This is a genomic window from Aeromonas sp. SG16 (assembly GCF_024436135.1).
GTDB lineage: Bacteria > Pseudomonadota > Gammaproteobacteria > Enterobacterales > Aeromonadaceae > Aeromonas > Aeromonas jandaei.
In genome coordinates, this window is the sequence record NZ_JANFNW010000002.1 from 431,234 (window position 1) to 457,890 (window position 26,657).

Annotated in this window: 22 protein-coding genes and 1 pseudogene; 14 read left to right on the top strand and 9 right to left on the bottom strand. The window is 57.3% G+C overall.

Going from position 1 to position 26,657, the window contains the following annotated elements:
• Positions 1-22: 22 nt before the first annotated feature.
• From arsA to NOM67_RS09120, 4 genes are all read left to right on the top strand, one after another.
• Entirely contained in the window at positions 23-1,786 is a 1,764-nt protein-coding gene (gene arsA, locus NOM67_RS09105) for an arsenical pump-driving ATPase (RefSeq protein WP_156852233.1), read from the top strand.
• Positions 1,787-1,894: 108 nt separating this feature from the next.
• A complete protein-coding gene (gene arsB / locus NOM67_RS09110; protein ID WP_255936219.1) occupies positions 1,895-2,959 on the top strand; it encodes an ACR3 family arsenite efflux transporter in 1,065 nt (354 codons plus the stop codon).
• A 75-nt stretch (positions 2,960-3,034) separates the two neighbouring features.
• Complete coding sequence (gene arsC / locus NOM67_RS09115) at positions 3,035-3,460, top strand: glutaredoxin-dependent arsenate reductase (RefSeq protein WP_255936221.1); 426 nt, start codon at positions 3,035-3,037, stop codon at positions 3,458-3,460.
• Positions 3,461-3,818: 358 nt separating this feature from the next.
• Positions 3,819-5,027, top strand: a complete 1,209-nt coding sequence (locus NOM67_RS09120; protein WP_021230483.1) for a NupC/NupG family nucleoside CNT transporter — start codon at positions 3,819-3,821, stop codon at positions 5,025-5,027.
• A 77-nt stretch (positions 5,028-5,104) separates the two neighbouring features.
• Here the strand turns inward: NOM67_RS09120 and NOM67_RS09125 are convergent, their stop codons facing one another.
• Both NOM67_RS09125 and NOM67_RS09130 read right to left on the bottom strand, forming a co-directional pair.
• Positions 5,105-7,204, bottom strand: coding sequence for a hypothetical protein (locus NOM67_RS09125; RefSeq protein ID WP_255936231.1), 2,100 nt, complete (start codon positions 7,202-7,204; stop codon positions 5,105-5,107).
• Positions 7,205-7,651: 447 nt separating this feature from the next.
• Complete coding sequence (locus NOM67_RS09130) at positions 7,652-8,428, bottom strand: BPL-N domain-containing protein (RefSeq protein WP_255936233.1); 777 nt, start codon at positions 8,426-8,428, stop codon at positions 7,652-7,654.
• A gap of 215 nt (positions 8,429-8,643) precedes the next feature.
• Between NOM67_RS09130 and NOM67_RS09135 the strand changes: the two genes are divergently transcribed.
• Positions 8,644-9,177: a metal-dependent hydrolase gene (locus tag NOM67_RS09135; RefSeq protein ID WP_255936235.1), complete on the top strand. Its 534-nt coding sequence runs from the start codon at positions 8,644-8,646 to the stop codon at positions 9,175-9,177.
• Positions 9,178-9,350: 173 nt separating this feature from the next.
• Here NOM67_RS09135 and NOM67_RS09140 read toward each other — a convergent pair whose 3' ends face one another.
• The 7 genes from NOM67_RS09140 to NOM67_RS09170 all read right to left on the bottom strand — a co-directional run bounded on the left by NOM67_RS09140 (position 9,351) and on the right by NOM67_RS09170 (position 17,365).
• A complete protein-coding gene (locus tag NOM67_RS09140) occupies positions 9,351-9,818 on the bottom strand; it encodes a hypothetical protein (protein ID WP_255936237.1) in 468 nt (155 codons plus the stop codon).
• Between the two features lie 665 nt (positions 9,819-10,483).
• Positions 10,484-11,290, bottom strand: coding sequence for a tryptophan synthase subunit alpha (gene trpA, locus NOM67_RS09145; RefSeq protein ID WP_042032437.1), 807 nt, complete (start codon positions 11,288-11,290; stop codon positions 10,484-10,486).
• Entirely contained in the window at positions 11,287-12,495 is a 1,209-nt protein-coding gene (gene trpB / locus NOM67_RS09150) for a tryptophan synthase subunit beta (protein WP_159163166.1), read from the bottom strand. The genes trpA and trpB overlap by 4 nt, the downstream gene beginning before the upstream one ends.
• Before the next feature lie 76 nt (positions 12,496-12,571).
• On the bottom strand, positions 12,572-14,080 hold the full coding sequence (gene trpCF / locus NOM67_RS09155) for a bifunctional indole-3-glycerol-phosphate synthase TrpC/phosphoribosylanthranilate isomerase TrpF (protein WP_255936243.1): 1,509 nt from the start codon (positions 14,078-14,080) through the stop codon (positions 12,572-12,574).
• Positions 14,080-15,108: an anthranilate phosphoribosyltransferase gene (trpD, locus tag NOM67_RS09160; protein ID WP_042032441.1), complete on the bottom strand. Its 1,029-nt coding sequence runs from the start codon at positions 15,106-15,108 to the stop codon at positions 14,080-14,082. Before trpD ends, trpCF begins: the two co-directional genes overlap by 1 nt.
• 15 nt (positions 15,109-15,123) lie before the next feature.
• On the bottom strand, positions 15,124-15,738 hold the full coding sequence (locus NOM67_RS09165; protein WP_100646427.1) for an aminodeoxychorismate/anthranilate synthase component II: 615 nt from the start codon (positions 15,736-15,738) through the stop codon (positions 15,124-15,126).
• The gene (locus NOM67_RS09170; RefSeq protein WP_255936249.1) at positions 15,731-17,365 is read right to left on the bottom strand and encodes an anthranilate synthase component 1; all 1,635 of its coding nucleotides are present in this window, start codon (positions 17,363-17,365) and stop codon (positions 15,731-15,733) included. Before NOM67_RS09170 ends, NOM67_RS09165 begins: the two co-directional genes overlap by 8 nt.
• A 448-nt stretch (positions 17,366-17,813) precedes the next feature.
• Here NOM67_RS09170 and NOM67_RS09175 point away from each other — a divergent pair, with 448 nt between their 5' ends.
• From NOM67_RS09175 to NOM67_RS09215, 9 genes and pseudogenes are all read left to right on the top strand, one after another.
• Positions 17,814-18,695, top strand: a complete 882-nt coding sequence (locus NOM67_RS09175; protein ID WP_255936251.1) for a PHP domain-containing protein — start codon at positions 17,814-17,816, stop codon at positions 18,693-18,695.
• 110 nt (positions 18,696-18,805) lie between these two features.
• Complete coding sequence (locus NOM67_RS09180) at positions 18,806-19,426, top strand: L-threonylcarbamoyladenylate synthase (RefSeq protein ID WP_041208296.1); 621 nt, start codon at positions 18,806-18,808, stop codon at positions 19,424-19,426.
• Complete coding sequence (locus NOM67_RS09185) at positions 19,419-20,288, top strand: ScpA family protein (protein WP_041208297.1); 870 nt, start codon at positions 19,419-19,421, stop codon at positions 20,286-20,288. Before NOM67_RS09180 ends, NOM67_RS09185 begins: the two co-directional genes overlap by 8 nt.
• 24 nt (positions 20,289-20,312) lie before the next feature.
• A complete protein-coding gene (scpB, locus tag NOM67_RS09190) occupies positions 20,313-20,900 on the top strand; it encodes an SMC-Scp complex subunit ScpB (RefSeq protein WP_033113297.1) in 588 nt (195 codons plus the stop codon).
• The gene (gene rluB, locus NOM67_RS09195; protein WP_042032448.1) at positions 20,893-21,816 is read left to right on the top strand and encodes a 23S rRNA pseudouridine(2605) synthase RluB; all 924 of its coding nucleotides are present in this window, start codon (positions 20,893-20,895) and stop codon (positions 21,814-21,816) included. The genes scpB and rluB overlap by 8 nt, the downstream gene beginning before the upstream one ends.
• 541 nt (positions 21,817-22,357) lie before the next feature.
• A pseudogene (locus tag NOM67_RS09200) lies at positions 22,358-22,723 on the top strand (transposase); the annotation flags it as partial.
• Positions 22,724-23,709: 986 nt separating this feature from the next.
• Complete coding sequence (locus tag NOM67_RS09205; RefSeq protein WP_255936254.1) at positions 23,710-24,093, top strand: hypothetical protein; 384 nt, start codon at positions 23,710-23,712, stop codon at positions 24,091-24,093.
• 1,119 nt (positions 24,094-25,212) lie between these two features.
• Positions 25,213-25,515 carry a hypothetical protein gene (locus tag NOM67_RS09210; RefSeq protein WP_255936256.1) on the top strand — a complete coding sequence of 101 codons (303 nt, stop codon included), beginning with the start codon at positions 25,213-25,215 and terminating at the stop codon, positions 25,513-25,515.
• A gap of 94 nt (positions 25,516-25,609) precedes the next feature.
• Positions 25,610-26,560: a transposase gene (locus NOM67_RS09215; protein ID WP_255936258.1), complete on the top strand. Its 951-nt coding sequence runs from the start codon at positions 25,610-25,612 to the stop codon at positions 26,558-26,560.
• The last annotated feature ends 97 nt before the right edge of the window (positions 26,561-26,657 follow it).

A 26,657-nucleotide genomic window follows, 5' to 3' on the forward strand; every position in this document is an offset into this window, starting at 1 on the left:
GACGCACCATTCGGGAGAGGCTATGTACCATTTTCTGACCAATCCACCGCCGTTTCTCTTTTTCACCGGCAAGGGCGGGGTGGGCAAGACCTCGCTGGCCTGCGCCAGTGCGGTGGCTCTTTGTGATATTGGCAAGCGCGTACTGCTGGTGAGCACCGACCCTGCCTCCAACGTGGGGCAGGTGTTTGCCACCGAGATCGGCAATCGCGTCACCGCCATCGCCGCTGTGCCCGGTTTGTCGGCGCTGGAGATAGATCCCCCCGCGGCGGCCAAAGCTTATCGGGAGCGGATCGTCGGGCCGGTGCGCGGCAAGTTGCCCGAGAGCGTGGTGCGCAGCATCGAGGAGCAGCTCTCCGGCGCCTGCACCACCGAGATCGCCGCCTTTGACGAATTCACTGCGCTGCTGACCGACCAAACGCTGCTGGCCGAGTATGACCATATCGTCTTTGATACGGCCCCAACCGGCCACACCATCCGGCTGCTGCAATTGCCGGGCGCCTGGAGCGAATTTTTGGAGCAGGGCAAGGGGGATGCCTCCTGCCTCGGCCCACTGGCGGGGTTGGAGAAACAGCGCAGCCAGTATGGCGAGGCGGTCGCTGCCCTGGCTGATGCTGCCCGCACCCGCTTGGTGCTGGTGGCGCGCGCCCAGCAATCCACTCTGCGGGAAGTGGCCCGCACCCACGAGGAGCTGGCCGCCATCGGCTTGTTGAATCAGCAACTGGTGATTAATGGCCTCTTCCCCGAAGGCGCCATTGCCGGAGATCCGCTGGCAATGGCGCTCTGGCAGCGCGAGCAACAGGCTCTCGCCCAGATGCCGCAAGGGATCAAGGGGCTGGCGCAGGATCATATCCCGCTGCTGGGCACCAATCTGGTGGGGGTCGAGAGCCTGCGCCAGCTGCTGCAACCACAGGATGCAGGTGTGCAGGTATCACTGGCAACGTCAGCCCATCTGCCAGCCCAGCCCGAGTTGAGTTCGCTGGTGGACGAGCTGGCCGCCGACGGTCACGGCCTTATCATGCTGATGGGCAAGGGCGGGGTGGGCAAGACCACCTTGGCGGCCGCCGTGGCGGTGGAGCTGGCGAGCCGCGGCCTGCCGGTGCACCTCACCACCTCGGATCCCGCCGCGCACCTGAGCGAGACGCTGGCAGCTAGTTTGCCCCATCTGGAGGTGAGCCGCATCGACCCCCACGCCGAGACCGAGCGTTACCGCGCCCAGGTGCTGGCCACCAAGGGGGCAGCGCTGGACGAGCAGGGGCGAGCACTGCTGGAGGAGGACTTACGCTCCCCCTGTACCGAGGAGATCGCCGTGTTTCAGGCCTTCTCGCGCATTATTCGCGAGGCGGGCAAGCGCTTCGTGGTGATGGATACTGCTCCCACCGGCCACACCCTGCTGCTGCTCGACGCCACCGGCGCCTACCACAGGGAGATCGCTCGCCAGATGGGAAGCAAGGGGCTGCACTTCACCACCCCCATGATGCAGTTGCAGGACCCCAAGCAGACCAAGGTGTTGATTGTGACGCTGCCCGAGCCGACGCCGGTGCAGGAGGCGGCCAATCTGCAGGCCGATCTGCGCCGCGCGGGCATCGAGCCCTGGGGCTGGCTCATCAACCACAGCTTGCAGCAAGCCGCGGTCAGCTCGCCACTGCTGCAACTGCGGGCCGAGCGCCAGTTGCCCTATATCGAGGCGGTCGAGCAGCAACATGCCAGCCGCTACGCCGTGGTGCCGCTACTCGCCGAGGAGCCGGTGGGGCCCGATGCCCTGCGCCGCCTCTGCCAGCACCAGTGAGTCGCCGCCCCGGTCTGCTGCCGGGGGGCTTGAATATGCCGTTACTTGTTATAACCCTTTGTTTTGAAACAATAGAAGATGCGGGATTGCGCCGTATCGGGAGCTGTGATGTCTGCAACATGTGATGCCAAGGCCGTGCCTGCCATCGGCTTTTTTGAACGTTATCTGACCGCCTGGGTCGCCCTCTGCATTCTGGTGGGGATTGGGCTTGGGCAGGGTTTGCCGGATCTCTTCAAGGCCATCGGCGCCATGGAAGTGGCCAAGGTCAACCTGCCGGTGGGGCTGCTGATCTGGGTGATGATTATCCCCATGCTGCTCAAGATCGATTTTGGCGCCCTGCATCAGGTGAAGGGGCACATGAAGGGCATTGGGGTCACCCTCTTTATCAACTGGCTGGTCAAACCCTTCTCCATGGCCTTCCTTGGCTGGCTCTTTATCCGCGTGCTGTTTGCCGACTGGCTGCCGGCGGATCAGCTCGACAGCTATGTGGCGGGGCTGATCCTGCTGGCGGCGGCCCCCTGCACCGCCATGGTGTTTGTCTGGAGTCGGCTGACCAACGGTGATCCCTACTTCACCCTGTCGCAGGTAGCGGTGAACGACCTCATCATGGTGTTTGCCTTCGCTCCGCTGGTGGCGCTGCTGCTCGGGGTCTCCAGCATAGTGGTGCCTTGGGATACCCTGCTCACCTCTGTGGTGCTCTACATTGTCATTCCGGTCATCATCGCCCAGCTGCTGCGCAAGGCCTTGCTGAAAAAGGGGGAGGCCCATTTTGACGGCGTTATGACCCGCATCCAGCCCTGGTCGGTGGCGGCCCTGCTGCTCACTCTGGTGCTGCTGTTCGCCTTCCAAGGCAACGCCATCATTGAACAGCCGCTGGTTATCGCCCTGTTGGCGGTGCCGATCCTGATCCAGGTGCTGTTCAACTCCGGGCTCGCCTACTGGCTTAATCGCAAGGTGGGGGAGAAGCACTCGGTCGCCTGTCCCTCCGCCCTTATCGGCGCCTCCAACTTCTTCGAGCTGGCGGTGGCTGCCGCCATCAGCCTGTTCGGTTTTCATTCCGGCGCGGCGCTTGCCACCGTGGTCGGCGTGTTGATCGAGGTGCCGGTCATGCTGCTGGTGGTGCGCATCGTCAATGCCAGCAAACCCTGGTACGAAGCGGGGCTGAGCAGTTAACAGATGGCCGCTAACAGATGGCCGCGAACTGATGCAATCCATTTTCTATTCACTTGATTAATGAGAGACACGCAAATGAGTGCAATCACCATCTATCACAACCCGGAATGTGGTACCTCCCGCAACACCCTGGAGCTGATCCGCAACAGCGGCGTCGAGCCCACGGTTATCCACTATCTGGAGACTCCCCCCTCCCGTGACCAGCTGGTGGCGCTGATCGCCGCCATGGGCATGCCGGTGCGGGATCTGCTGCGCAAGAACGTGCCGTCTTACGAGGCGCTCGGGCTGGCGGAAGATCGTTTCAGCGATGATGAACTGATCGATGCCATGCTGGCCCACCCCATCCTCATCAACCGGCCTATCGTGGTCACCCCCCTCGGCACCAAGCTGTGCCGCCCGTCGGAACTGGTGCTCGATATATTGCCCGATCAGCAAAAAGGAGCGTTTGCCAAGGAGGATGGCGAGCAGGTGGTGGATGCGAGCGGCAAGCGCCTCAAGTAATCATCTGAGTACTCAAGTACTGATTGAAACAGGGCCAGCATCACGCTGGCTCTGTTTCGTTGTGTGAACAAGTTGAAAAAGTTACTCCGGCCAATCGTTTTACCGCTTTTTCTGTGACGATGATCACTGTACCATCGCCGCCCGACCTGCCACCCGGCCGCATCTCCCCCTGCGACGGCGCTGGCGTCACCCGATACATGCTGTCACCCGGAACGTGAATGACCCCAGGATGGGACCCGCCACTAACCTGTAGGTTTGTGGTCTGCGTGTCGCGTGGGTCGGCACCTCTCCCGCCGGATCGCCCGCGACGCCTGTCTGCAGACTTGCCATATGAAACTCCTCTCTTCATAGGTGCAAGATGACACTGTTATTGAGTCTGGTCGGTATGCTGGCCCTGATGTTTATCGCCTGGCTGGCGAGTGAAAACCGCCGAGCCATCCGCTGGCGAACCGTGCTGGGTGCGCTCGCCCTGCAAACCGGTTTTGCTGCTCTGGTGCTCTATTTCCCCCCCGGACAAATCATGCTCGGTGCCATGAGTAATGGCGTCTCCGCCCTGCTCGGCTTTGCCGACAGCGGCATCCGTTTCGTGTTTGGCGATCTCGCCAGCAACGGCTTTATCTTCGCCGTGCGGGTGCTGCCGCTGGTGATCTTTATCAGCGCGCTGATCGCCGTGCTCTACCACTTCGGCATCATGCAGTGGGTGATCCGGGTATTGGGCGGCGCCATCCATCGCCTGCTCGGCACCAGCCGCGCCGAGTCACTGGTGGCCACCGGCAATATCTTCCTGTCGCAAGGGGAGTCGCCGCTGCTTATTCGCCCCTTCCTCGCCGGTATGACCCGCTCCGAACTCTTCGCAGTGATGACCTGTGGCATGGCCTCGGTGGCGGGCTCGGTACTGGGCGGTTACGCCGGTCTGGGTGTGGATCTGAAATACCTCATCGCCGCCTCCTTTATGGCGGCGCCGGGTGGCCTACTGATGGCCAAACTGCTGGTGCCGGAGCAGCAGCAGGTGAGCGATCAGACCGAGATCACCCTCGACAAGAGCGACTACAGCAACGCCATCGACGCACTGGCGGGCGGCGCCATGGGCGGCATGAAGATCGCTGTGGCCATCGGTACTATCCTGCTGGCCTTTGTCAGCGTCATCACCATGATCAACGCCGGTCTCACCACGGTTGGCGAGTGGTTTGGCTGGGCCGATCTCTCCCTGCAGCAGTTGCTGGGTTATCTCTTCGCTCCGGTGGCCTGGCTGATTGGTGTGCCCGCCAGCGAGATGATGGCGGCAGGATCCCTGATTGGTCAGAAGGTGATCATGAACGAGTTCGTCGCCTATCTGGATTTTGCCAATATCAAGGCTGACCTGAGTGCCCACACCCAGATCATCATCACCTTTGCCCTCTGTGGTTTCGCCAATCTGGGCTCCATTGCGGTGCAGCTTGGCTCCATCGGCACCATGGCGCCGGAACGCCGTCACGATGTGGCCAATATGGGCTTCAAGGCAGTGTTGGCGGCGACCCTGGCCAACCTGATGAGCGCCACCCTGGCCGGGATCTTTGTCTCCCTCTGATGAGATAAAGCCAGGCTGCGCCAGTAAAAAAGCGCCCGCCCCATCTGGGGCGGGCGCTTTGCTTTATGGGCAGGGTGCTAGCGAGAGTTCGCTTCCCCCAACCTTGGGTTGAGGGAGAGGATCCGGGTCTTGCTGACCCGGTGGCGATAAATCTCCCGCAGATAGAGCAGCGCCTTTTTCACCGATTCGCGACTGAGGCGGATATCGTTGATGGAGACGAACTTCTCCTTCTCGCGGATAAGCTCCCGATATTTCTTCTCATACATGGGCTTGATGGCGTACCAGTTGGTGTCGAGGATCTTGGCCGGATTCTCGAACTCGTTGAGCATGCTGTCGAGCAGTGTGTCGTTCCACTCCTCATTGCTGATCATCTCGATCACCGCCTTGTCCAGATGTTCATCGAAGCGATAGTGATCCTTGGCAAAGCAGCGCTTGATAAAGGCCACGATCAGGGTCAGGAAGTCATCGCTCAGGCAGGGACTCTTGACGATCAGGGTGGTGAGGGAGATGTTGGCCGACGCCCCGATGACCAGTGCATAGCGCTTGAGGGTGGTGTTGGGGAAGAGCCCGTTGAGGTGAGACTTGAGCCGGTTGAGATCCATATAGGAGAGCTTGTACTCCTTGGGCAGGGAGATGATCGACACCACAGAGGAGCAGTTCTTGAAGAAGTGCAGCTCGTTGAGGTGGGCCGGGTCATGGCCACTTTTCACATAGTCGTCCAGATACTCCCGATAGTTGCCCGCCTCGATGGGCAGCAGACTGATCCCCTCGATGGCCTGGGTCATCTTGTTGAAGTGAGGCAGCTCGATGGAACGGGTGAAGAGATCGTCCACATTGAGCCCGCCCTCCTTGTCAAACAGGCCGCCGGGGGGCGAGATGGACTCGGCATATGCCACCGCCACCGGCCCCGCCAGACTCATAAAGAGGTCGTTGGCATCGAGCCGAATGGTTTCGCTGATGTCGATGCCCGCCCGGCGAAAGTAGTTCTCATCGTAGTCGGTGGTGACGGCCTGAGCGGTAAGAATGTTGAAGATCTGCTGGGAGATGTACTGGTTGGCGTACTTCTCCATGGTGTTGACATCAACATGCTGGATCTCGCCATCGTCGCTCTCTTCGGCGTAGCGCATGATGTCGTTGGAGATGAGCATCATGGCATTCCAGGGCCTGATCCGCTTGAGCATACTGGCATCGCACGCCTGCTCGTTGTCAAAGTGATAGGAGAAGTCCCACTCCTCGGCCAGATACTTGCACAGCAGGCGCCCGGCGTTGATGTGCAGTGCTTCCGAGATCTCGATACCCCGATCACAGATATTGGGCAGGATGCAGATGCCGCTGGTGAAGATGGGGTCGAACATGAAGTGCTCCCCGAGGGAGAGGTGCTCCTCCTCTTCTGACGGGGGTGAAAAGGTCTTGCTCATGTAGGAGTACTGCTGGGCCAGCCCGAACTCGGAGGCCATGCCGGAACCGGTGCCGCCCCCGGCACTGAAGATGTAGAAATAGAGGCGGGACTGGTTGGCCTTGATGCCGCAGGAGTCCACCAGATAGGTATGAATGGCCTGCCACTCGGAGTTGGCGAAGTAGTGGGGGCTCTTGTTGAGGATGATCTTGGCCAGATACTGGCCAAGGATGGGGGCGTTACCCGCGCCTCCCGCGTGGATCTCTGACAAGTCCATCACCCGCATCTTGGCGTAGTCACGCAAGGAGCCACCTTCGCCGCTGCGATTGGAGTGGCGGATGCGGCCATCGATGTCCTTGTCCAGATCCCCCAGCATCACCATGGGCTCGATCAGAAAGACCGGCCGGGCCCCGTTGTTTGGCAGTCGCAGATTGCGCCGGATCCAGCTCACCGGGCCAAACTCCTTTTCCCGCTTGCGTTGCTCTTCACTGTTGAACTCATTGAGATAAAAGCTGCGGGCGTTGTAGACCAGCGAGGCCACATCTTGCGCGATGTTGGAGCCGCAGCGTCCCAGCCCTACCAGACAGACGGACGGAAAGTTGTGGGGCACGGCGGCGCCCGTTTCGCTCTCTCCGATGGCGGCCGGAAACACCGCATGGCGCAGCTGTTCCAGATTGGCGAGAATGCGGGCCAGATCCCCTTCGGTGTAGTAGAGGTAACGGTTGCCTGCGTCCTGCTCATCATCCGTGCTGATAGGTAGCAGATCGATATGCTCGGTCATGAAAAAAGATCCCTCTTGGCGGCGAATGTATATAAATCAGCAGCTTTGGACTGCCCGCTAACTCTAGATGATAAAAAGCGGGGGCGCGGTGAGAGGAGGGTGAGAGTTGTGACTGTGTGATCATGGGCACAGCAACACCCCGCAAATCTGCCGGTACGCCTCACTTGGCAACGGCGCAGCATTTTCCTTTAAAGGTTGGTCAACGCGTCGTTAGCCGCTCTTTACGCGTTCACACAAGGAGATAACCGCAGGTGCAGGAAGAGTAGTGCTCGCTCCCGGGCGAAAGTTGAGGTAGCGAACCCTTTGTATCGGCTACCCGTTATCTGCCACCGATAAAAAAACCACCGACCTTTTGCAGGTCGGTGGTTTTTTATGGATCGCGGCTGATTGGGTACCCTGACTTCCGGGCCGAGCAATGGGAGCAAATCCAGGGGCGTAGGGATGCGCCTACTTCGAATGGGTAACGGGCTCTTCGGAGAGCAACTCGTTGACGAGTCCAACGGATAAATGAATATTCGACTCCATCTTGTCGCCGCCCACCGCATTCTCTTTCCACGATTCGGGGGCTTCGGGGTGTGGCCCGGAAACGGCCACCTTGCCTTTGCCGTATGAGCTGATCAGCGCGGCAATCTGATGGTTTTGAAAATGGGCGATGACCTTGACCTGCTCGGGGCTTGGCACCGGCGTAAATTGCGGGCCGGCCTGGTAATACATCTGGCGCTCTTCACCAAGCCAGCTGATCGGGAAGATCCTGGCGCTAAAGTCGCCGTCATAATCATCGGATGTCGCAGGAACAAGGCCCAGCGCCGATACAAAGCCCTCTTCTTCAGACCAGCCGGTGGATGCCACAAATGCCCCCCCACAGATCCCGAGGTATCGGCCACCGCTTAGCAAATAGGTTTTTAACGCCGAACGCGCTTGCGGGGTAAACGCCTTGAGGAGCGGCTCCACATCGTCCTCAGTACCGCCAACGATAAACACCCTGGCATTATTGAGCTCTGCAGGCAGCGCCCCGATATTGGAGATATACCTGACCGGCAAGCCCACCTGCTTGACCACATCCGCAATCGCCTTCGTGCTATCCCCATCAGAAACCGGCCCGTTATAGATCAGCGCGTATGGCTCTTGCTGCGGCTGCGCAGAGGCGGCCTCTGCCATGCATCCTGTCATTAACCAAAGGCTGATAACGCTCGCAATCCGCACGAGGCTTTTTGGTACATTCATCGCTGCCACTGTCCCTGTGATGTGAATCGAAGAGACTACTTATCACGATCCCGTTCTGCATGTCAGCCGCTGTTAAATGAACATTTCAAGTTAACGCACCAAGGCTATGGGAGCTGCGTTTAGCTAACAGCGAACCAATACAGTGGGTGCACTTCACCTTCACTTCACCGAGCGGGGGTAGGGTAGGCTCACGTTTTCAGTTGGAGCTTTATCCTATGCCCACTATAGTCACTCACGCCGCTGTCCCTCTCTGTCTTGGACTGGGGCTTGGCAGCCGGATTATCCCGCCACGCCTGCTGCTGGCCGGTGTCGCCATCGCCATGCTGCCCGATGCCGACGTGCTCGCCTTTAAACTGGGGGTCGCCTACGGCCATGTCTTTGGCCACCGCGGCTTTACCCACTCCCTGTTGTTTGCCTTTGCCCTGCCCACACTGGTCACGCTGTTTCACCGCCAGTTTAGGGCCAGCGCCGCCACCGTCTGGTCGTTTCTGCTGGTCTCGCTACTCTCCCACAGCCTGCTCGATTCCCTCACCACCGGCGGCAAGGGGGTTGGCTGGCTCTGGCCGTGGCGGGACGAGCGTTTCTTTGCCCCCTGGCAGGTGATCCGGGTTGCCCCCTTCAAGCTGGAGGCCTATCTCACCGCCCGGGGCGAGGCGGTGATCCTCTCCGAGCTCTACTGGGTCTGGCTGCCGGGGATTGTATTGATGCTGGTGTTGATGGGATGGCGGGTGTGGGGCAGGGGGCGGTAGGCGTGGGATTGGGAAGGGTTCTGGATATATCGTGGTTGAGTAAAAAATCAAAAATTGGACACCCATCTTTTTGATTCTGGCTATGTGACGCCTTGCTCAGAAAGGTGGGTGTCCCAAATTTTTTCCTAAAAGGATATCAGTGATGATTAGAGTACTACAGTTTGAGTGATTTGCTAGGAGGCTTTATCAAGTTCTGCAATCTTGGCCTTAACTTCTTTTAGTCGCTTCAATAACTCATCTTTATCTTGGGAGTGCAAGTCTCTGACTGAATCAACAGCTAGAAATAAATAGTATAGTGAGAACAAGCAACTAATGTGTTTAAACATTTCATTAAAATAGCTTAGAAAATACCCTAAGACTAGAGCAGTGACAGCTTTAAAGAAAAAATTGAGACTAATATAGATTAGTGCAGTTGTTGTGAGGTTCGTAAAGTTCATATCATCAGATGTAATTCCTTGATATCTAAGGCGTTCATTGCTTAGTAACTCTCGTTTTGTCTTTTTGCTGAACAATATAGTGTGCTTGATAGAGTATCGTATAGCTACTGTGAGTATGTAGAGTATTAAAGCAAATAGCCCAGACCCAAGCGCTCCTTGTATGATATTATCAAAATTAAAAATTTGTGTCATATGTTCAGACATATTCATTCCTTTTTTATTCTTGAGGTTTATTGAGTTGAAGGTGCCGTTAATTTTATGAAAATCGCTTTCAATATAACTATATTTTCCCTAAGGTTCACCATGAGAAAATTCAAGTAATAATATTACCGAGCTCCCTTTAATACATAAATATATTCGGTAAATATCCTCTTTTAACACGATCACTACTAATGCTGCTACGCACTACCTAAATAAACAGTGAAGGTATCGGTAATAGTGAGTATTTACAACGCTACCGCCCCTGGGTTTCAGCCCCCAGCCCGCTGCTTTTAACCTGCGAGATAGCAACAATCGCTGTCATGGCGTTCTTCCGAGAGGTTGATTGTCATTCGGGTATCTTAAGGGGGAGGGTGGTGCGTTGAGAAGCGTGTTTTGGCGGGAATCTGTGTTGGATCAATAAATTAGTCATTAAGGCGTGGGTTGAGAGAGCAACTCATTTGGCATGAAATGCAAAGCCGCCCTCACCCCAGCCCTCTCCCGGAGGGAGAGGGGGCAAGACGCCGAGAGCTGCAAGCTGGGACAAGCGATAAAAAGAAAGGGAGCCGGTCAGGCTCCCTTTGATGCGGTGATGCAACGATGGCTGCTATGCGTAATGTGGATACGCAGCCGGATCACTACGGATAATGGCATGTGACCCATGCCGCCACTTATCGGTTGGTCGCAGCCTTCATCCCTTCCACAAACTCTTTCAGACGAGTGAGCATATGTTCCGGGTTCTGGTGGTGGGTCTCGATGATCTTCACCACGGCAGAGCCGGAGATGGCTCCGGCGGCGCCAGCTGCGATCGCTTCACGCACCTGAGCCGGTTCGCTGATGCCAAAGCCGAGCAGGGCGGGGGGGGCGTTGAACTCGCGCAGGGTATTGATCAGCCCCTCCACCGGCATGCCGGCCTTGGTCTCGGCACCGGTGACGCCGGCGCGGCTCACCAGATAGGTGTAACCATTGCCGAGCTCCGCCACCTGTTTCAGGGTCTCGGCGTCGCCATTGGGCGGGGCGATAAAGATGCTGTCGATGCCGAACTTGTCAGCGGCCGCCTTGTAGGGGGCGCACATCTGCACCGGTACGTCGGCAACCAGCACTGAGTCCACGCCCGCCTGCTGGCACTTCTCGTAGAAGCCGTCAATTTTGCGCACATAGACCAGGTTGGCGTAGACCAGGAGGCCAATGGGCAGTTGCGGGTACTTGGCGCGGATGCGGCCGAGCAGCTCGAAGCAGTCGTCCGGAGTGGTGTGGCTGGCAAAGGCGCGCAGGGCGGCGCCCTGAATGGTGGGGCCATCCGCTACCGGATCGGAGAAGGGAATGCCGAGCTCGAGGGCATCGGCACCCCCTGCAACCAGCGCATCGACGATGGCCAGCGAGAGTTCAGGGGTGGGGTCACCCAGCATCACGAACGGCACAAAGGCGCCCTGATTGGCCGCGTCCAGACGGGAGAAGAGTTGTGCGTAACGGTTCATGACAAGGTTCCTTCTTTCTCGATGCTTTCTGTTTCCAAGATGTCAGCCACGGTGAAGATATCTTTGTCGCCACGGCCGGAGAGGTTGACGATGAGCACCTGCTCTTTTTCCGGTTCACTGCGGGCCATCTTGAGGGCGTGGGCCAGCGCGTGGGAGGACTCCAGTGCCGGGATGATGCCTTCGGATTTGGCCAGCTCCTGGAAGGCGTCCAGCGCCTCCTTGTCGGTCACCGAGGGGTACTCGGCGCGGCCGATGGCGGCCAGATGGGCGTGCTGTGGGCCAACGGAGGGGAAATCGAGACCCGCCGAGACGGAGTAGGACTCCTGAATTTGGCCCTGATTGTCCTGCATCAGGTAGGAGTGCATGCCAAAGAAGACCCCCTTGCTGCCGTGACCCAGCGGTGCGCCGTGCTCGCCGCTCTCGATGCCGTGACCACCTGGCTCGACGCCGATGAGGCGCACCGACGGCTCATCGATAAAGTCGGCAAACATGCCGATGGCATTCGAGCCGCCGCCGACGCAGGCGATCACCGCATCGGGCAAGCGCTCTTCTTTCTCGAAGCACTGGGCCTTGGCCTCTTCGCCGATCATCTTCTGGAACTCCCGCACGATAGTGGGGAAGGGGTGCGGGCCGGCGGCGGTGCCGAGCAGGTAGTGGGCCGACTCGTAGTTGGCAGCCCAGTCGCGCAGTGCCTCGTTGCAGGCATCTTTCAGGGTGCTGGAGCCGGAGTGCACCGGAATGACGGTGGCGCCCATCAGCTTCATGCGAAATACGTTCGGTTTCTGGCGCTCGCAATCCTTGGCACCCATATAGACCCGGCACTTGAGGCCGAGCAGGGCGCAGGCCAGCGCAGTCGCCACGCCGTGCTGGCCAGCACCGGTCTCGGCGATGATCTCGCTCTTGCCCATCCGCTTGGCCAGCAGCGCCTGACCCAGCACCTGGTTGGTCTTGTGGGCGCCGCCGTGCAGCAGATCTTCACGCTTCAGATAGAGACGGGTCTTGGTGCCCTTGGTCAGATTGCGGGTCAGGGTGAGCGGAGTCGGGCGACCGGCATACTCGGTCAGCAGGGACTGAAACTCGGCGATAAAGGCCGGATCATCCTTGGCATCGACAAAGGCTTTTTCCAGCTGGAGCAGGGCCGGGATAAGGATTTGGGGCACATACATGCCACCAAATTCACCGAAAAACGGGTTGAGCAGGGTCATAGACTATTCCTTGTATTTATAGGCTTAAGCGATTCATTCATTTGGTGCATGTGTTTAGCGGGTTCGTAGCGCTCTTTCACAGTTGGCGCAGAGCGCCGAAGGCGGCTGCAATCTTGTGCGCATCCTTCTGGCCCGGGGCACTCTCCACCCCGGAGTTGAAATCAAGACCGAGGCAGCCCACTTGCGCCGCCTGCAGGGCGTTGTCGGGATTAAGGCCGCCCGCCAGCATCAGTTTGCTCTTGTCGAGCGTGGCCAGCATGGCCCAGTCAAATGCCTGGCCGGTACCGCCGCTCTGGCTGCCCACTTTGGTATCGAGCAGCAGACGATCGGCCGGATAGTCGAGGGCAGGCAGCGGCTCGCCACTTTCTTTGCCGAGAGAGACGCCTACCGCTTTCCAGATCTGGCAGCCAGCCGGCAGCAGCGCGCGCAGCCCCTCGATATAGGCGGCATCTTCATCCCCGTGCAGCTGCACCGCGGCGAGCCCCAGCGCTTCCACCGTCTTGACGATGGTGGCGGGCTGGGCGTTGCGAAATACCCCGACGTAGGAGAGCGGTGCGCCCGCCATCACGGCGCGAGCGGCGGGAATGTCCACATAGCGCGGGCTTTTGGAAACAAAAATCAGGCCGCCAAACACCGCCCCCGCCTGATGGGCTGCGGCGGCATCCTCGGCGCGGGTCAGGCCGCACACCTTGTTCTGGCCCAGTACCAGCTTGCGCACAGCCGCTTCCAAATCCGGCTCGGCCATCAGGGATGAGCCCACCAGAAAGCCCTTGGCGTGGTGGCGCAGATCCGCCACCTGAGCGCGGTGGTTGATGCCGGACTCGCTGATCACCACCCGATCGCTCGGGATATCTTTAGCCAGCTGTTTGGTGCGGGCGAGATCGACGCTCAAATCGCGCAGATCCCGGTTGTTGATGCCAATCACCGGCGCGCCCAGCGCGATGGCGCGGGTCAGCTCCTCCTCGTTGCTTACCTCGGTCAGCACGCCCAGACCCAGCTCCTTGGCCACCGCGAACAGGGCGCGATACCCCTCGTCGGTAAGCACCGAGAGCATCAGCAGGATGGCGTCTGCCTGATAGTGGCGGGCCAGATAGACCTGATAGGGGTCAATCATGAAATCCTTGCAGAGCACCGGCTGCGATACGCGGCTGCGCACCCGCGGCAAAAAGGCAAAATCCCCCTGAAAGAACTTCTCGTCGGTCAGCACCGAGATGGCGGTGGCGTATTTGCCATAGATGTCGGCGATCGCCTCCGGGCTGAAATCGTCGCGGATCAAACCCTTGGACGGGGAGGCCTTCTTGCACTCCAGAATAAAGCGGGTGGAGCCCGCCTTGAGCGCGCCGACGAAATCCCGATCGCTTGGGGTCAGCGCGCTCTGGAAGCTCTCCAGCGGCTGGGCCAGTTTGCGGGCGGCGACCCACTCCTGCTTGGCCGCCACGATCTTGCCGAGAATGGTCTGGCTGATGGAGGCCATGTTCAGAAAAGCATGGGGGGCAATAAGGTCTGACATCTCGTTATCCTTGCGAAACTGGCTCTTGCCCAGTGGGCGTTCTGAATGACTGTTGTGCAACGTGGTGGCTGACATCATGCCTCCTGATGGCCCGCTTCCTGATGGCTCAGAGTAGCCAGCCGAGCAGCCAGATCCGCTGCCTTGCCGCTCGCCAGCACCGCCAGCACCTCGGCTGCCGCGCTCTTGAGATCCTTCGCCTTGCCCGCCATCAGCAGCAGCGGCGCCACATTGGCTGCGATGGCGGCGTTGTGGGCCGGGGTGCCACGCCCTTCCAGAATGGCGGCGGTGATGGCTCGGTTCTCTTCAGGCTCACCGCCCTGAATGGCGCTGACCGGATAGGTCTCGAGGCCAAAGTCAGCCGGGGTGATCATAAATTCGCGGATCTCGCCGTCACGGATCTGGGCCACCTGGGTCGGGCCGTGGATGGCAATTTCATCCAGCCCGGCACCGTGCACCACCATACCGGTTTTCAGCCCCAGTGCCAGCAGGGTTTCTGCGATGGGGCGCACCAGTTCGGGGGCATAGACCCCCATCAGCTGATAGGTGGGGCGAGCGGGGTTGATAAGCGGCCCCAGCACGTTGAACAGGGTGCGGGTCTTGAGGGCTTGGCGCACCGGCATGGCATGGCGCACCCCGGCGTGGTACTGGGGGGCGAACAGGAAGCAGATGCCGAGCTCATCGAGGCAGCGGCGCGCCTGCGCCGGGCTCATGTCGAGCTTGATGCCCATCTTGTCGAGCAGATCGCTCGACCCCGACTTGCTCGAGACCGAGCGGTTGCCGTGCTTGGCCACTTTCAGGCCGCAGGCGGCGGCGACCAGCGCCGAAGTGGTGGAGACGTTGATGGTGTTGAGGCCATCGCCCCCGGTGCCGACGATGTCGCAGAACTCATAGTCCGGACGCGGGAAGTCGCGCGCTTCAGCCAAGAGGGCCTCGGCGGCACCGGCGATCTCCTCCGGGGTCTCCCCCTTGATCTTGAGAGCGGTCAAGAGACTGGCGAGAACTATGGGGTCCACTTCGCCACGTACCACCTGGCCGAAGGCGTCGCGGGTACTTTCACGGCTCAGAGACTGACCCTGATAGAGGGTGTTGAGATGATGATGCATGTTGGTCTCCTTACCTTACCGCGCGCCGCGTGTCGAAAAAATGCTTTCTGGACGGGTGATATGGGCGAGCGCCTGAGTCAGCAGGCGGGCCCCTTCCGAGGTCATGATGGATTCGGGATGGAACTGGAAGCCCAGCACCCGCTCATCCTGCTGCTCGATGGCCATGGGCATGCCCTGATAGTGGGCAATCACCGTCAGCTCTTCCGGTACATAGGTGGCAACCAGCGAGTGGTAGCGGGCTACCGGCAGCGGGCTCGGCAGACCGGCGAAGGCGCCGTGGCCGTTGTGCTCAATCAGCGAACGCTTGCCGTGGACGATCTCGCCCGCCGCGCCGACGGTGCCGCCGTAGGCTTCGCACAGGGCCTGATGGCCGAGGCAGATACCGAGAATGGGCACCTGACCGCGGGCCAGCTTGATGAGGTCGATGAGGCAGCCCGCCTCGTGGGGGGCGCCCGGGCCCGGCGAGAGCACCAGCACGGCGTCTCCTTCACAGGCAGCGATTTCGCTCATGATGCGGCTGGCCGGCAGGCTGTTGCGGTAGATCCGCACCGGATAGCCGAGGGAGCGAAACTGGTCGACGAGGTTGTAGGTAAAGGAGTCGAAGTTGTCGAGCAGGAAGATGTTAGTCATGGCTCACGTCCTTATGTTGCTCCTGCTGGGCGCTCAGGGCTTGCAGGGAGGTGCCATGGCTGGCGGCGATGGCGGCCAGTACGGCGGCCGCCTTGGCGCGGGTTTCGTCCGCTTCGGCCTGGGGCTTGGAGTCATAGACCACCCCGGCACCGGCCTGTACGTGGGCCACGCCCTCTTTGACAAAGGCGGAGCGGATGACGATGCAGGTATCCATCTCGCCGGCGCCGTTGATGTAGCCGACCGCGCCGCCGTAGCTGCCGCGGCGCTTGCCTTCCACCATGCGAATAAGTTCGCTGGCGCGAATTTTGGGGGCGCCGGTGAGGGTACCCATGTTCATGCAGGCCTGATAGGCGTGCAGGGCGTCAAGGTCGGAACGCAGGGTGCCGACCACCTTGGAGACCAGATGCATCACGTGGCTGTAGCGATCCACTTTCAGCAGCTCCTTGACGTAGCGGGTGCCGGGCTCCGAGATGCGGGCGATGTCGTTGCGGCCCAGATCTACCAGCATCAGGTGCTCGGCCACCTCTTTCTCGTCCTGACGCAGTTCCAGCTCGATGCGGCCATCGAGATCCCGGTTGATGCTGCCATCGGGGTTGAAGCCGCGGCGGCGGGTACCGGCGATGGGGTACATCTCCACATCGCGGCTGGTGGCGCAGAACTTCACTGCGCTCTCGGGGGAGGCGCCAAACAGCGTGAAGCCCTCATCCTGCACGTAGAACATGTAGGGGCTGGGGTTGGTCTGTTTGAGGCGGCGATAGGCGGCGATGGGGCTGGGGCAGGGCAGGGAGAAGCAGCGGGACGGCACCACCTGGAAGATGTCGCCACGGCGGATAAAGCCCTTGAGCTTCTCCACCTCGGCGCAGAACTGCTTGTCACTCTTGTCCACGCTGATGCCGCCACTCAGGGCTGGCGTGACCGGCTCCTGTTGCGGCGCCTGTTGGCAGGCTTGCTTGAACCGGGCGAGACGCTCGCTCAGGCGGTGGTATCTGTCCTCCACCCGGCTCTCGTCGCTGTCGCCGCCAAAGATGCAGGCAATCAGCTGGGTGGTGCGTTCGATATGGTCGATGGTGATCAGGGTTTCGGCCACGTAGAAGCAGTAGTCGGGGCAGTCGTTGCTCCCTTCCGGCACCTCGGGCAGATCTTCAAAAGAGGCGATGAGGTCGTAGGCAAAGCTGCCCGCCATAAACAGCGCCTCTTTGCCGAGCTGGCAATCGATCTCCCGCTGCAGGGTGCGCAGCACGTCCAGCACGCTGACCCCCTTGAGGCGGCTATCTTCATCCTGCTCCCGATCGGAGGCCGGGAAGTCGAGCTGCAGCTCGCTGGCCACCAGGCTCTGGATAACGGCGGCGGGCAGGCGCTCTGTCAGCAGGCTCTGCAACTGGGCGCCGTTGTCATTGAGGCTGCGTACCCGCACGGTGCGGCCGCGGCACTCGATGCGCAGACAGGCATCGACCAGCAGCAGGCTCTGTTTGCCCGCCTTGGAGTCGATCTCGACCGATTCCAGCAGCAGGGTGTTGGGGCGCTGCTGGCAAAACTCGCTGTAGAGTGCCAGCGGATCGGCCACATAGGGGGCGTTGAGTTTGAGGGTATCGAATTCACCCAGAGGAAGGCGGTGCGTGGCTGTCATAGTGCGTTCCCTTGCGTGTGATGCGTGTTACCGATGTTCATGACGTCTAATACCTTGAAAAAGTGCCTTGAAAATGAGGTGGGTTCTGGCGGTTTCAGCAGGGGCGCCATCGCCTGGTCATTACGCTTGTCTGAATTCTCGGTTTCATCACAGCTCCATTTGCCGGATAATAAAAAAGCCCGCTGGGGTCAGCGGGCTTTTTCTTTGGGTTCTTAATTTGCTGTCAGTTTACAGGTACAGCAACGACCACACGCCCGCATGTCAGGGAGTGTGCCACCACCAAATGGTCAGGATGGAAGTCGTTTGCATGATAAAGTCCTGTAAAAAGATGTTTGCAATGAAGTGCCTACAGAAAACGATAAAGCCGCGGCCAAGTCAAGTCGCTTTTTAGCCTTCTTTCACCGATTTTTCATGAATGGTGACCTGACCACGAGAGCGGAATAACCCGATGAGATTCGATCTTCACTGTCATACTACCGCTTCGGATGGCGTGCTGAGCCCCGCAGAGCTGGTGCGCCGCGCCGCCGAGAAAGAGGTCGAAGTGTTAGCGATCACTGACCACGACACCCTTGCCGGCCTTGATGAGGCTCGCAGCACCATCGCCGCCGAGCAACTGCCGCTGCGACTGGTGAGCGGAGTCGAGATCTCCACCGGCTGGGAGCATCACGAGATCCATATCGTGGCGCTGGGAGTGGATGAAAAAAATCCGCAGCTGAGCGACTTTCTGACCGGCCAGCAGGCCCGCCGCGAAGAGCGCGCGCAGGAGATCGGGCGCCGTCTGGAGAAGTGCCTCATCCCCGGCACCTATGAAGAGGCCAAAGCGCTTGCCGGTGATGCGGCCGTGACCCGGGCTCACTTTGCCCGGGTGCTGGTGGCGCGCGGGGTGGCCGACAACATGCAAAAGGTATTCAAGAAGTACCTGAGCCGGGGCAACAAGGGGTATGCTCCTGCCCAGTGGCTCGAGATGGGCGACGCGATCACTGCGATTCACGCCGCGGGCGGGCTGGCGGTGCTGGCCCATCCCAGCCGTTACGATCTCACCGCCAAGTGGATCAAGCGGTTGCTGGTGGCCTTCAAGGCGGCAGGCGGCGATGCCATGGAGGTCTCGTTGCCCCAGCAGAGTCCGCAGGTGCGGGCCAATCTGGGCCAGTGGGCGAACGAATATGGTCTGGCCATTTCGGTGGGGTCCGATTTTCACTTCCCCTCCAACTGGACCGAGCTGGGCCGCCACCTCTGGCTACCCAAAGAGGGGACGCCGCTCTGGCTGGTCTCTCCCGATCACTTCGGGCTGAGTCAGGAAGAGCATGCCGCTCTGGTGGCCAGCCGCTGACCGGCGGCAAGAGACGAATTTTAAAGCAGAATAGTAAGTGAGTGCCGTGGAGCCCGGCTCCATGGCCATCAAGCGGGCAGATGTTGCTGCCCCCATTGCGAGAACAAGGTATGAGTCAGCACTTTTACGTACATCCGGAAAACCCGCAGGCGCGTCTGATCAGCCAGGCGGTGCAGATCATCCAGAACGGCGGCGTTATCGTCTATCCCACCGACTCCGGCTATGCGCTGGGCTGCCACATGGGTGACAAGGGGGCGCTGGAGCGCATCTGCCGCATCCGTCGGCTCGACGCCAACCACGACTTCACTCTGGTATGCCGCGATCTTTCCGAGATCGCCACCTACGCCAAGGTCGATAACGGCGCGTTTCGCCTGATCAAGAACAACACCCCGGGCGCCTACACCTTCATCTTCAAGGCGACCAAAGAGGTGCCGCGTCGCCTGATGAACGAGAAGAAGAAGAGCATCGGGATCCGGGTGCCGGACAACAAGATTGCCCAGGCGCTCTTGGAAGCCCTCGGCGAGCCGCTGCTCTCCACCTCGCTGATCCTGCCGGATTCAGAGATGGCGGAGTTCGACCCGGAGGAGATCTACGACAAGCTGGGCAAGCAGATCGATCTGGTGGTCAACGGTGGTTATCTGGGTGAGCAGCCCACCACTGTCGTGGACTTCTCCGACGACGACCCGGTAGTGCGCCGTCGTGGTGCCGGAGACCCGACCCCGTTTGAGTGATACCGCAGATCCTGTGACGACCAGCACCGGCGATAACGGCGCGGGCGTCACACCTCCCATCGCGAAAGTCCTGGGGCAGCCCTACCACGAGCTGCCCCAGGACTTGTTCATCCCGCCCGATGCGCTGGAGGTGTTCCTCGATACCTTCGAGGGGCCGCTCGATCTGCTGCTCTACCTCATCCGGCGCCAGCAGCTCGATATCCTCAATCTGCCGATCCTGCAGATCACCGCCCAGTACATGGAGTACGTGGAGCTGATGCAGGGGCTCAATCTGGAGCTGGCGGCCGAATATCTGCTGATGGCCGCCTGGCTGGCCGAGATCAAATCCCGCCTGTTGCTGCCCAAGGCCCCCGAGCTGGAGGACGAAGAGGAGGGGGAAGATCCCCGCGTCACCCTTATTCGTCGGCTGCAGGAGTACGAGCGCTACAAGGTAGGGGCGGAGCGGGTCAGCGAGTTGCCACGGGTGGAGCGGGAGATCTTTATCGCCGCCGCCCTGCCGCCCGATTTTGGCGATCTCAAGCCGCTGGCGCCCGATGTTTCGCTGGTTGAGCTCGCCCTTTACATGCAAAGTGTGGTAAAACGCGCGACTCATTTTGAGCATCACCAGATCCGCCGCGAACAGATCCCGACCCGGGTGCGCATGGCGGAGATCCTCGCCATGCTCTCGCTTGGCCAGACCCTGCGTCTTGAGCAGGTGCTGCGTGCCGAAGAGGGGCGCATGGGCGTGCTGGTGACCTTTCTGGCGCTGCTGGAGCTGTGCAAGGAGCAGCTGATCTGGATTTTGCAGGCAGAGCCTCTGGGTCCGATCCATTTTGCCCTGGCCAGCCAGAGCGAGGAGGGGGAGCGTGGTCTTGCCCATTGAGATGGCTTTTGTGAGGAACGCCCAATGGCGCTGCCAGCTGAACGATTAAAGACGCTGATCGAAGCGGCCCTCTTTGTCGCCGGGCGTCCGCTCAACGTCAGCGAGCTCAAAGGCAGCGTGCTGGCCGACTATCCGGTCACCACCCGCTATGTGCAACTGCTGCTGGCGGAGCTCAAACAGGATTACAGCGAACGGGGCGTCGAGCTCAAGGAAGTGGCCTCCGGCTGGCGCTTTCAGGCTCGTCAGGATTATGCCGAAGAGCTCTCGCGGCTCTGGAGCGAGCGGGCGCCCCGCTACTCGCGCGCCGTGATGGAGACGCTGACGCTGATCGCCTATCGTCAACCCATCACCCGGGCCGAGATCGAAGCGATCCGCGGGGTCGCGGTCTCGAGCCAGATAGTGAATACCTTGAAAGATCGTGGCTGGGTGCGCAGCATAGGCCACAAAGAGGTGGCGGGTCGCCCCGAGCTGCTCGCCACCACCAGAGCGTTTCTGGATTACTTTAATCTGCAGAGTCTGGAGCAGCTCCCCGAGCTGGATCCCGAGCTGCAACCCCCGTTGTCCGCCATGTTTACGGGCAGCGATCAACAATCAGGTAACCCCGATGAGTGAAAAACTGCAAAAAGTGTTGGCCCGCGCGGGTCACGGCTCCCGTCGTGAGATGGAGGCCCTGATCACCGCAGGTCGGGTCAGTGTGGATGGCAAGGTCGCCACACTGGGGGATCGCGTCGAAGTGAACGCCGTGATCCGGGTGGATGGTCACCAGGTCAAGACCCGTGCCGCAGAGGAAGTGATCTGCCGCGTGCTGGCTTACCACAAGCCGGAAGGGGAGATGTGTACCCGTCACGATCCGGAAGGTCGTCCTACCGTGTTTGATCGCCTGCCCAAGATGGAAGGGGCCCGCTGGATTGCGGTCGGCCGCCTCGACGTCAACACCTCCGGTCTGCTGCTGTTTACCACCGACGGTGAACTGGCCAACCGCCTGATGCACCCGAGCCACGAAGTGGAGCGGGAATACGCGGTGCGCGTGTTTGGCGAGATCACCGAAGCCATGCTGCAGCGCCTGCGCAAGGGCGTGCAGCTGGAAGACGGCATGGCCAAGTTCAACAAGATCAAGCCGGCTGGCGGCGAGGGTCTGAACCAGTGGTTCAACGTCACCCTGACCGAAGGTCGCAACCGTGAAGTGCGCCGCCTGTGGGAATCCCAGGAAGTGCAGGTGAGCCGCCTGATGCGGATCCGCTACGGCGACGTCAAGCTGGATCGCGCCATCCCGCGCGGCGGCTGGCAGGAGCTGAAACTGCCGGAAGTGAACTACCTGCGCGGTCTGGTCAACCTGCCGCCGGAGACCGAATCCAAGGTCGATCTGCAGCAGGATGGCAAGAGCAGCCGCCACAAGCAGGCCGCCCAGATCCGTCGCGCCGTCAAGCGCCACAAGGAGCTGCAGGGCAAGGAGCCCCGCGCTCGCGCCACCACCGCCCGTCGCAAGCCGCAAGCCTCTACCCGCAACTCAGGTACCGGCAGCAAATAAGCGCCGTTTGCCAGTAACGCACACTGATAGACGTGCAAACTTGCCAAAAAGCCCGCACCAACTGGTGCGGGCTTTTTTATATCCTTAACAATATAACTACCTGGACAAATAAATATTTATTTGGCTTTTTATCAATAAAGGCGCTTATTTGTTGATCTCAATGAGAAAACGTTTTTCTTGTTTCATGGTTATTTTTTGTGGCTCAGTTAACAGATAAACGGTTCTTTTTTATTCACAACACCGGATGGATTGGTGAATAATATGGCCGGGTTCCAAGCGCGACTTTTCATGCCGGATGCATGAGTTTTTCGTTGAAGAGTTCTGCTTGCCAATAGTGATACATGACTCGCGCCGAAGGGTCGTCTTACTGTTATTGGGCTTACAGCAGTGTCGCCGAGCAATTAAATATGCTCAGGGACTGCGGTAGCTATTTGCTAGAATTAGCTCTGCTTGCGGCGTTGTTGCCCAAATCGATACAGCTTGAATGGAACTAACTGATAACTTGGTGGTCTGATCCCGCCATCCTCTTCAAGTCTGCATTATGGGCGCGTCGCTTCACCCCATCACCAACTGGCCTCAATATAACAAGTCTTTGCTCAACAGTGGTTCACTCACCTTCTGGGTTGATACCGAGGCAATGAACAATTGGTTTCACCAAAGCCATTACGGACGACGGGGCCGCAGCCAGCTTGATACTGACCAGACCATCTGTACATTCCTGATGCTCAAGGGGATTTTCAACCTCACTTTGCGGGTCACTCAGGGACTACTCGACTCTCTGCTCCAGTTGATGAATGTGCCGTTGTACGCACAGGACTATAGCTATGCCAGCAAGCGTGCAGGCACGGTGACCGTGGCTTATCGTATCCCCCAAAAAGAACGTATTACCGATTTGGTTATCGACTCGCTTGATTAGACAGGCCGTGCTATTCGGCCCGACAAACGGGGTAATATTCCGGCTCAACTTAGACCCATTCTGGAACGGTTGGGCCTTGATGGTGTTCTCTGGTTGAAACAGGTGGCGCTATTCAGGCGACAAGGGATCAGCGTGGTGGGAGGCAGAGATCAATGTCAGCAGTTTGCCCGCCACTTTGGCCAGCGGCGATGCCATCAACCACAGATTTGATTGCTTTGCGTTTACCCTGCTGATAGCTCCGGGTATTGCACATAGTCCAGTAAATGGTTGTGCAGGGGCCGTTGCTTTCTAAACCTGAAAATTTCTCCTGCCAGCCGAGTTTTACATGCATCAGTTCGAATGCATACACCCTTATAATGCCTGCAAGCAGTTCGATAGTGGCTTGCTACAAAAGGTGGGTGCCCTAATCGTTGTTTTCGTGGTGAGTTTTTTACTGGGTACTCTAATAAGTTGCTTTTAGAGAGAGTTGAAAAAAGAGGTCATGAAATGAAGTATTATCTTGGGTTATGGCTTTACTCATGTTTTTTTGTGTCCTTTTATGTTTTTTAATTGGAGGGACAAACTCCATATTTTTTTATTTTAAAGAAGGCGAGCTTCTTGTTCCTAAAGGAGAGGTTGAACGGGCTGTTATATTTGGCTTTATAGCGGGAACATCGATATTAATATATGTTTTTGTTGTCTCTCTTTTTAAAAAAGTGAAAAAACAGTGAGATAAAGTATATATGAATTTTGAAATAAACAAATAACAAACTGGTTAGATAAGTATGGTAGTGGTGACGCATACACCTGAAGCTGTGCGGGTTGTTAACCAAGAAAAACTAAGAAGTTTTCAAGCTGCAGTAAACACTGCGACCAAAAACAAAATGCCATATGGTGAAAAAATAACTGTTGAGGGTTGGTCGTTGTAAATTAAGCCACCTCGTGCGGAAGGTGAGTCGCCTATAATCATCCATGCTCGCTACCTAGGATCACATTAAATGGACATAGAGATTAAAAATCCGATAAAAATTACGTTTGAACTCATCGGAATTGATGAGCATATTCCATCGTTGAATTTTGATGTCACAATCATAGTGAAAAAATTTGGCTATAGCTCGGAAGTACACTTTCAAATATGGATAGAGTGTCATTTTTTTGATGAGTTTGTTAGATGTCTTGGTAGAGATAAGATCGCTTGCCTGAAAGATATGAATAATTGTTTTGCATTGGTCTTAGATCTGGCGATTGGAAAGTTTGAATGGTCATGTGCAAAAGACGATGTTAATGGTGGCATTATCTCATCAAAGGGTAGTGAAAAATTAAATTTCGATAATAAGGAGGAGATATGCATGGCTTTCAGAAGTTTCCCTAAATGGTGGTGATTTATATGTAAAGAACAGTACCGTATACATGATTCATGTACAGGGAAGGGGAATATTTATTTTCAGGGGTAATGGGAATCTGGGACACCCACCTTTTTGTTTGCTACCTTGCATGATTCATGGATAAATTAATTGCTTTTAATGGTGGGGAAATGAATGTTTAGGAAATATAGGTTCAATTCCCCCTGCGTTACTAATTAAATATAGTGCGTTGTGTGATAAGTAAATCAATATGGTTTAAGGGGCTCAGGATGTTGGTGATCAATAAAGTACTTGTTGTCATGTTTTTTATTTCATTGGATTATCAGGATGTGCTCCATCATATTCAACCTGGGAAGGGGGGTTGAATGAGGTGATTGGAGATGCCTTTGAAAGACATTACAAAAATCCACATAGTCTTTTTTGGGCTCCAATTTACTCTAATAAAGAAAAAAGGTTTGCAGATAAAGTAGTCTATGAAAGTTCATGGAAAAGATATTATCTTACTTGGATGAAAAAGTGTAAATACTCCGTACTGGTTGATGACAAAGGGGTCATTCGCTCTTGGCGTTATGAGACAGACGACAGTGGTAGTTGCTACGTCTGGTAACCACTCTTATGAGCAGGAATAAATCTGGGGCACCCACCTTTTTGACAACAGGTGATATTGGAGGTGGCTTAGGGGCAGAGCTAAGCGGGAAATATATTGAACAAAAATCTTCGAAAAAGGATGGCAAACAATGAGGAAGAACAATACGTTTACGCTTCTGATTTTTTTTGTTGCATTAAGTGCCACCTCTATTTTTTTGACTTCTTTTACTCTATATGTTGCAGGCGAGCTATTGTTTTTTTATTTTAGATGTATACCTGTTAATTTTACAATAGATAATGTTTTTATAATCTGTCAGATTAGTTTTGGTGTTGGGAGCTTTGTTGGTGTGGTGATGTGGGGGGCTCGATTATTAAAGCTAAAGGGATTCTGATATTTGAAGGGGGAATCTGGGACACCCACCTTTTTGACAGAGGCGTAGTGCTATTGAAATCCGGGACACCCACCTTTTTGACAACATTTAAAATCGATGGTGTTGTTACTGAAAGAACCTTTTTAAATGAGGCCGGAAAACCGCCGGGTACATCAAAATGATAACTGAAGACTTTGCTTTGGCTAACAGGCTTTTTACAATTGTTGATGAAGGGATTGTTGATGGGTATGATTTTTTCTCTTATAAGGTTGATATTGGCGATGGATATATAGATGCCGTTTTAACTGTGGAGAATGAAGGGGTGGTAACTACTGATGCAAAGAGGGGTGTTAATAATGCTGAAGTGTTTGGGATAATACTTAAACTTAAAGAGAATTCTATTTCTAGAGGTGAGGATTGGAGAACGTTAATTATGTCTTATAGACATGGTGAACAGGTGAAATTAAATTTCAATCAATAACTAAATTATTATGAAGGAAATCCGGGACACCCACCTTTTTAACAGAGGCGTAGTGCTGTTGTTGCCTTGAGAGGTCACCGTTGAGGGATGTGCCATGACCATTGCCCGTTCACGTCAAATCAGCTTGCAGGATACGCCTTACTACCACGTGGTCAGTCGCTGTGTGCGGCGAGCTTTTCTGTGCGGAGAGGATTCCCACTCCGGCCAGAGTTACGAGCATCGACGCCAATGGGTGGTCGACAAGTTGGGGCTACTGTCGCGGCTGTTTGCTATCGGCATTTGTGCTTACGCGGTGATGAGCAATCACTATCATCTGGTGCTCAAGGTGGAGCCAGATACTGCGGCCAACTGGAGTGAGCGGGAGGTGGCTGAGCGCTGGGCGGCGCTTTTCCAGTGGCCGAATTTGGTCAGGCGTTGGTATCAGGGGGAGATGTTGATCGAGCCTGAACTGGCTGTTGTGCAGCAATTGCTTACCCAATGGCGAGAGCGGCTTCACTCCATCAGCTGGTTTATTCGGCTACTCAATGAAAATCTGGCCCGTCAGGCCAATCAGGAAGATGGTTGCAAGGGCCATTTCTGGGAGGGCCGCTTCAAGAGTCAGGCTTTGCTCACCGAATCTGCCTTGTTGGCCTGTATGGCGTATGTTGACCTCAATCCGATACGAGCCGCGTTGACCGATCGGCCAGAGCAGAGTGACTACACCAGTATCAAACAGCGCCTTGACGAGCCTGCTGCCCCTGAGGTATTGCCACCACTGTTATTGCCGTTTGCCAGCCAGGGGAAGCCTGAAGAACTACCCTATGCCTTCACCGACTACCTGATGCTGGTTGATTGGACAGGCCGTGCTATTCGGCCCGACAAACGGGGTCATATTCCGGCTCAACTTGGACCCATTCTGGAACTGTTGGGCCTTGATGGTGTTCTCTGGTTGAAACAGGTGGTGCTATTCAGGCGACAAGGGATCAGAGTGGTGGGAGGCAGAGATCAATGTCAGCAGTTTGCCCGCCACTGTGGCCAGTGGCGATGCCATCAACCACGGATTTGATTGCTTTGCATTTACCTTGCTGATAGCTCCGGGTATTGCATATAGTCCAGTAAATGGTTGTGCAGGGGGTGTTGCTTTCTAAACCTGAAAATTTCTC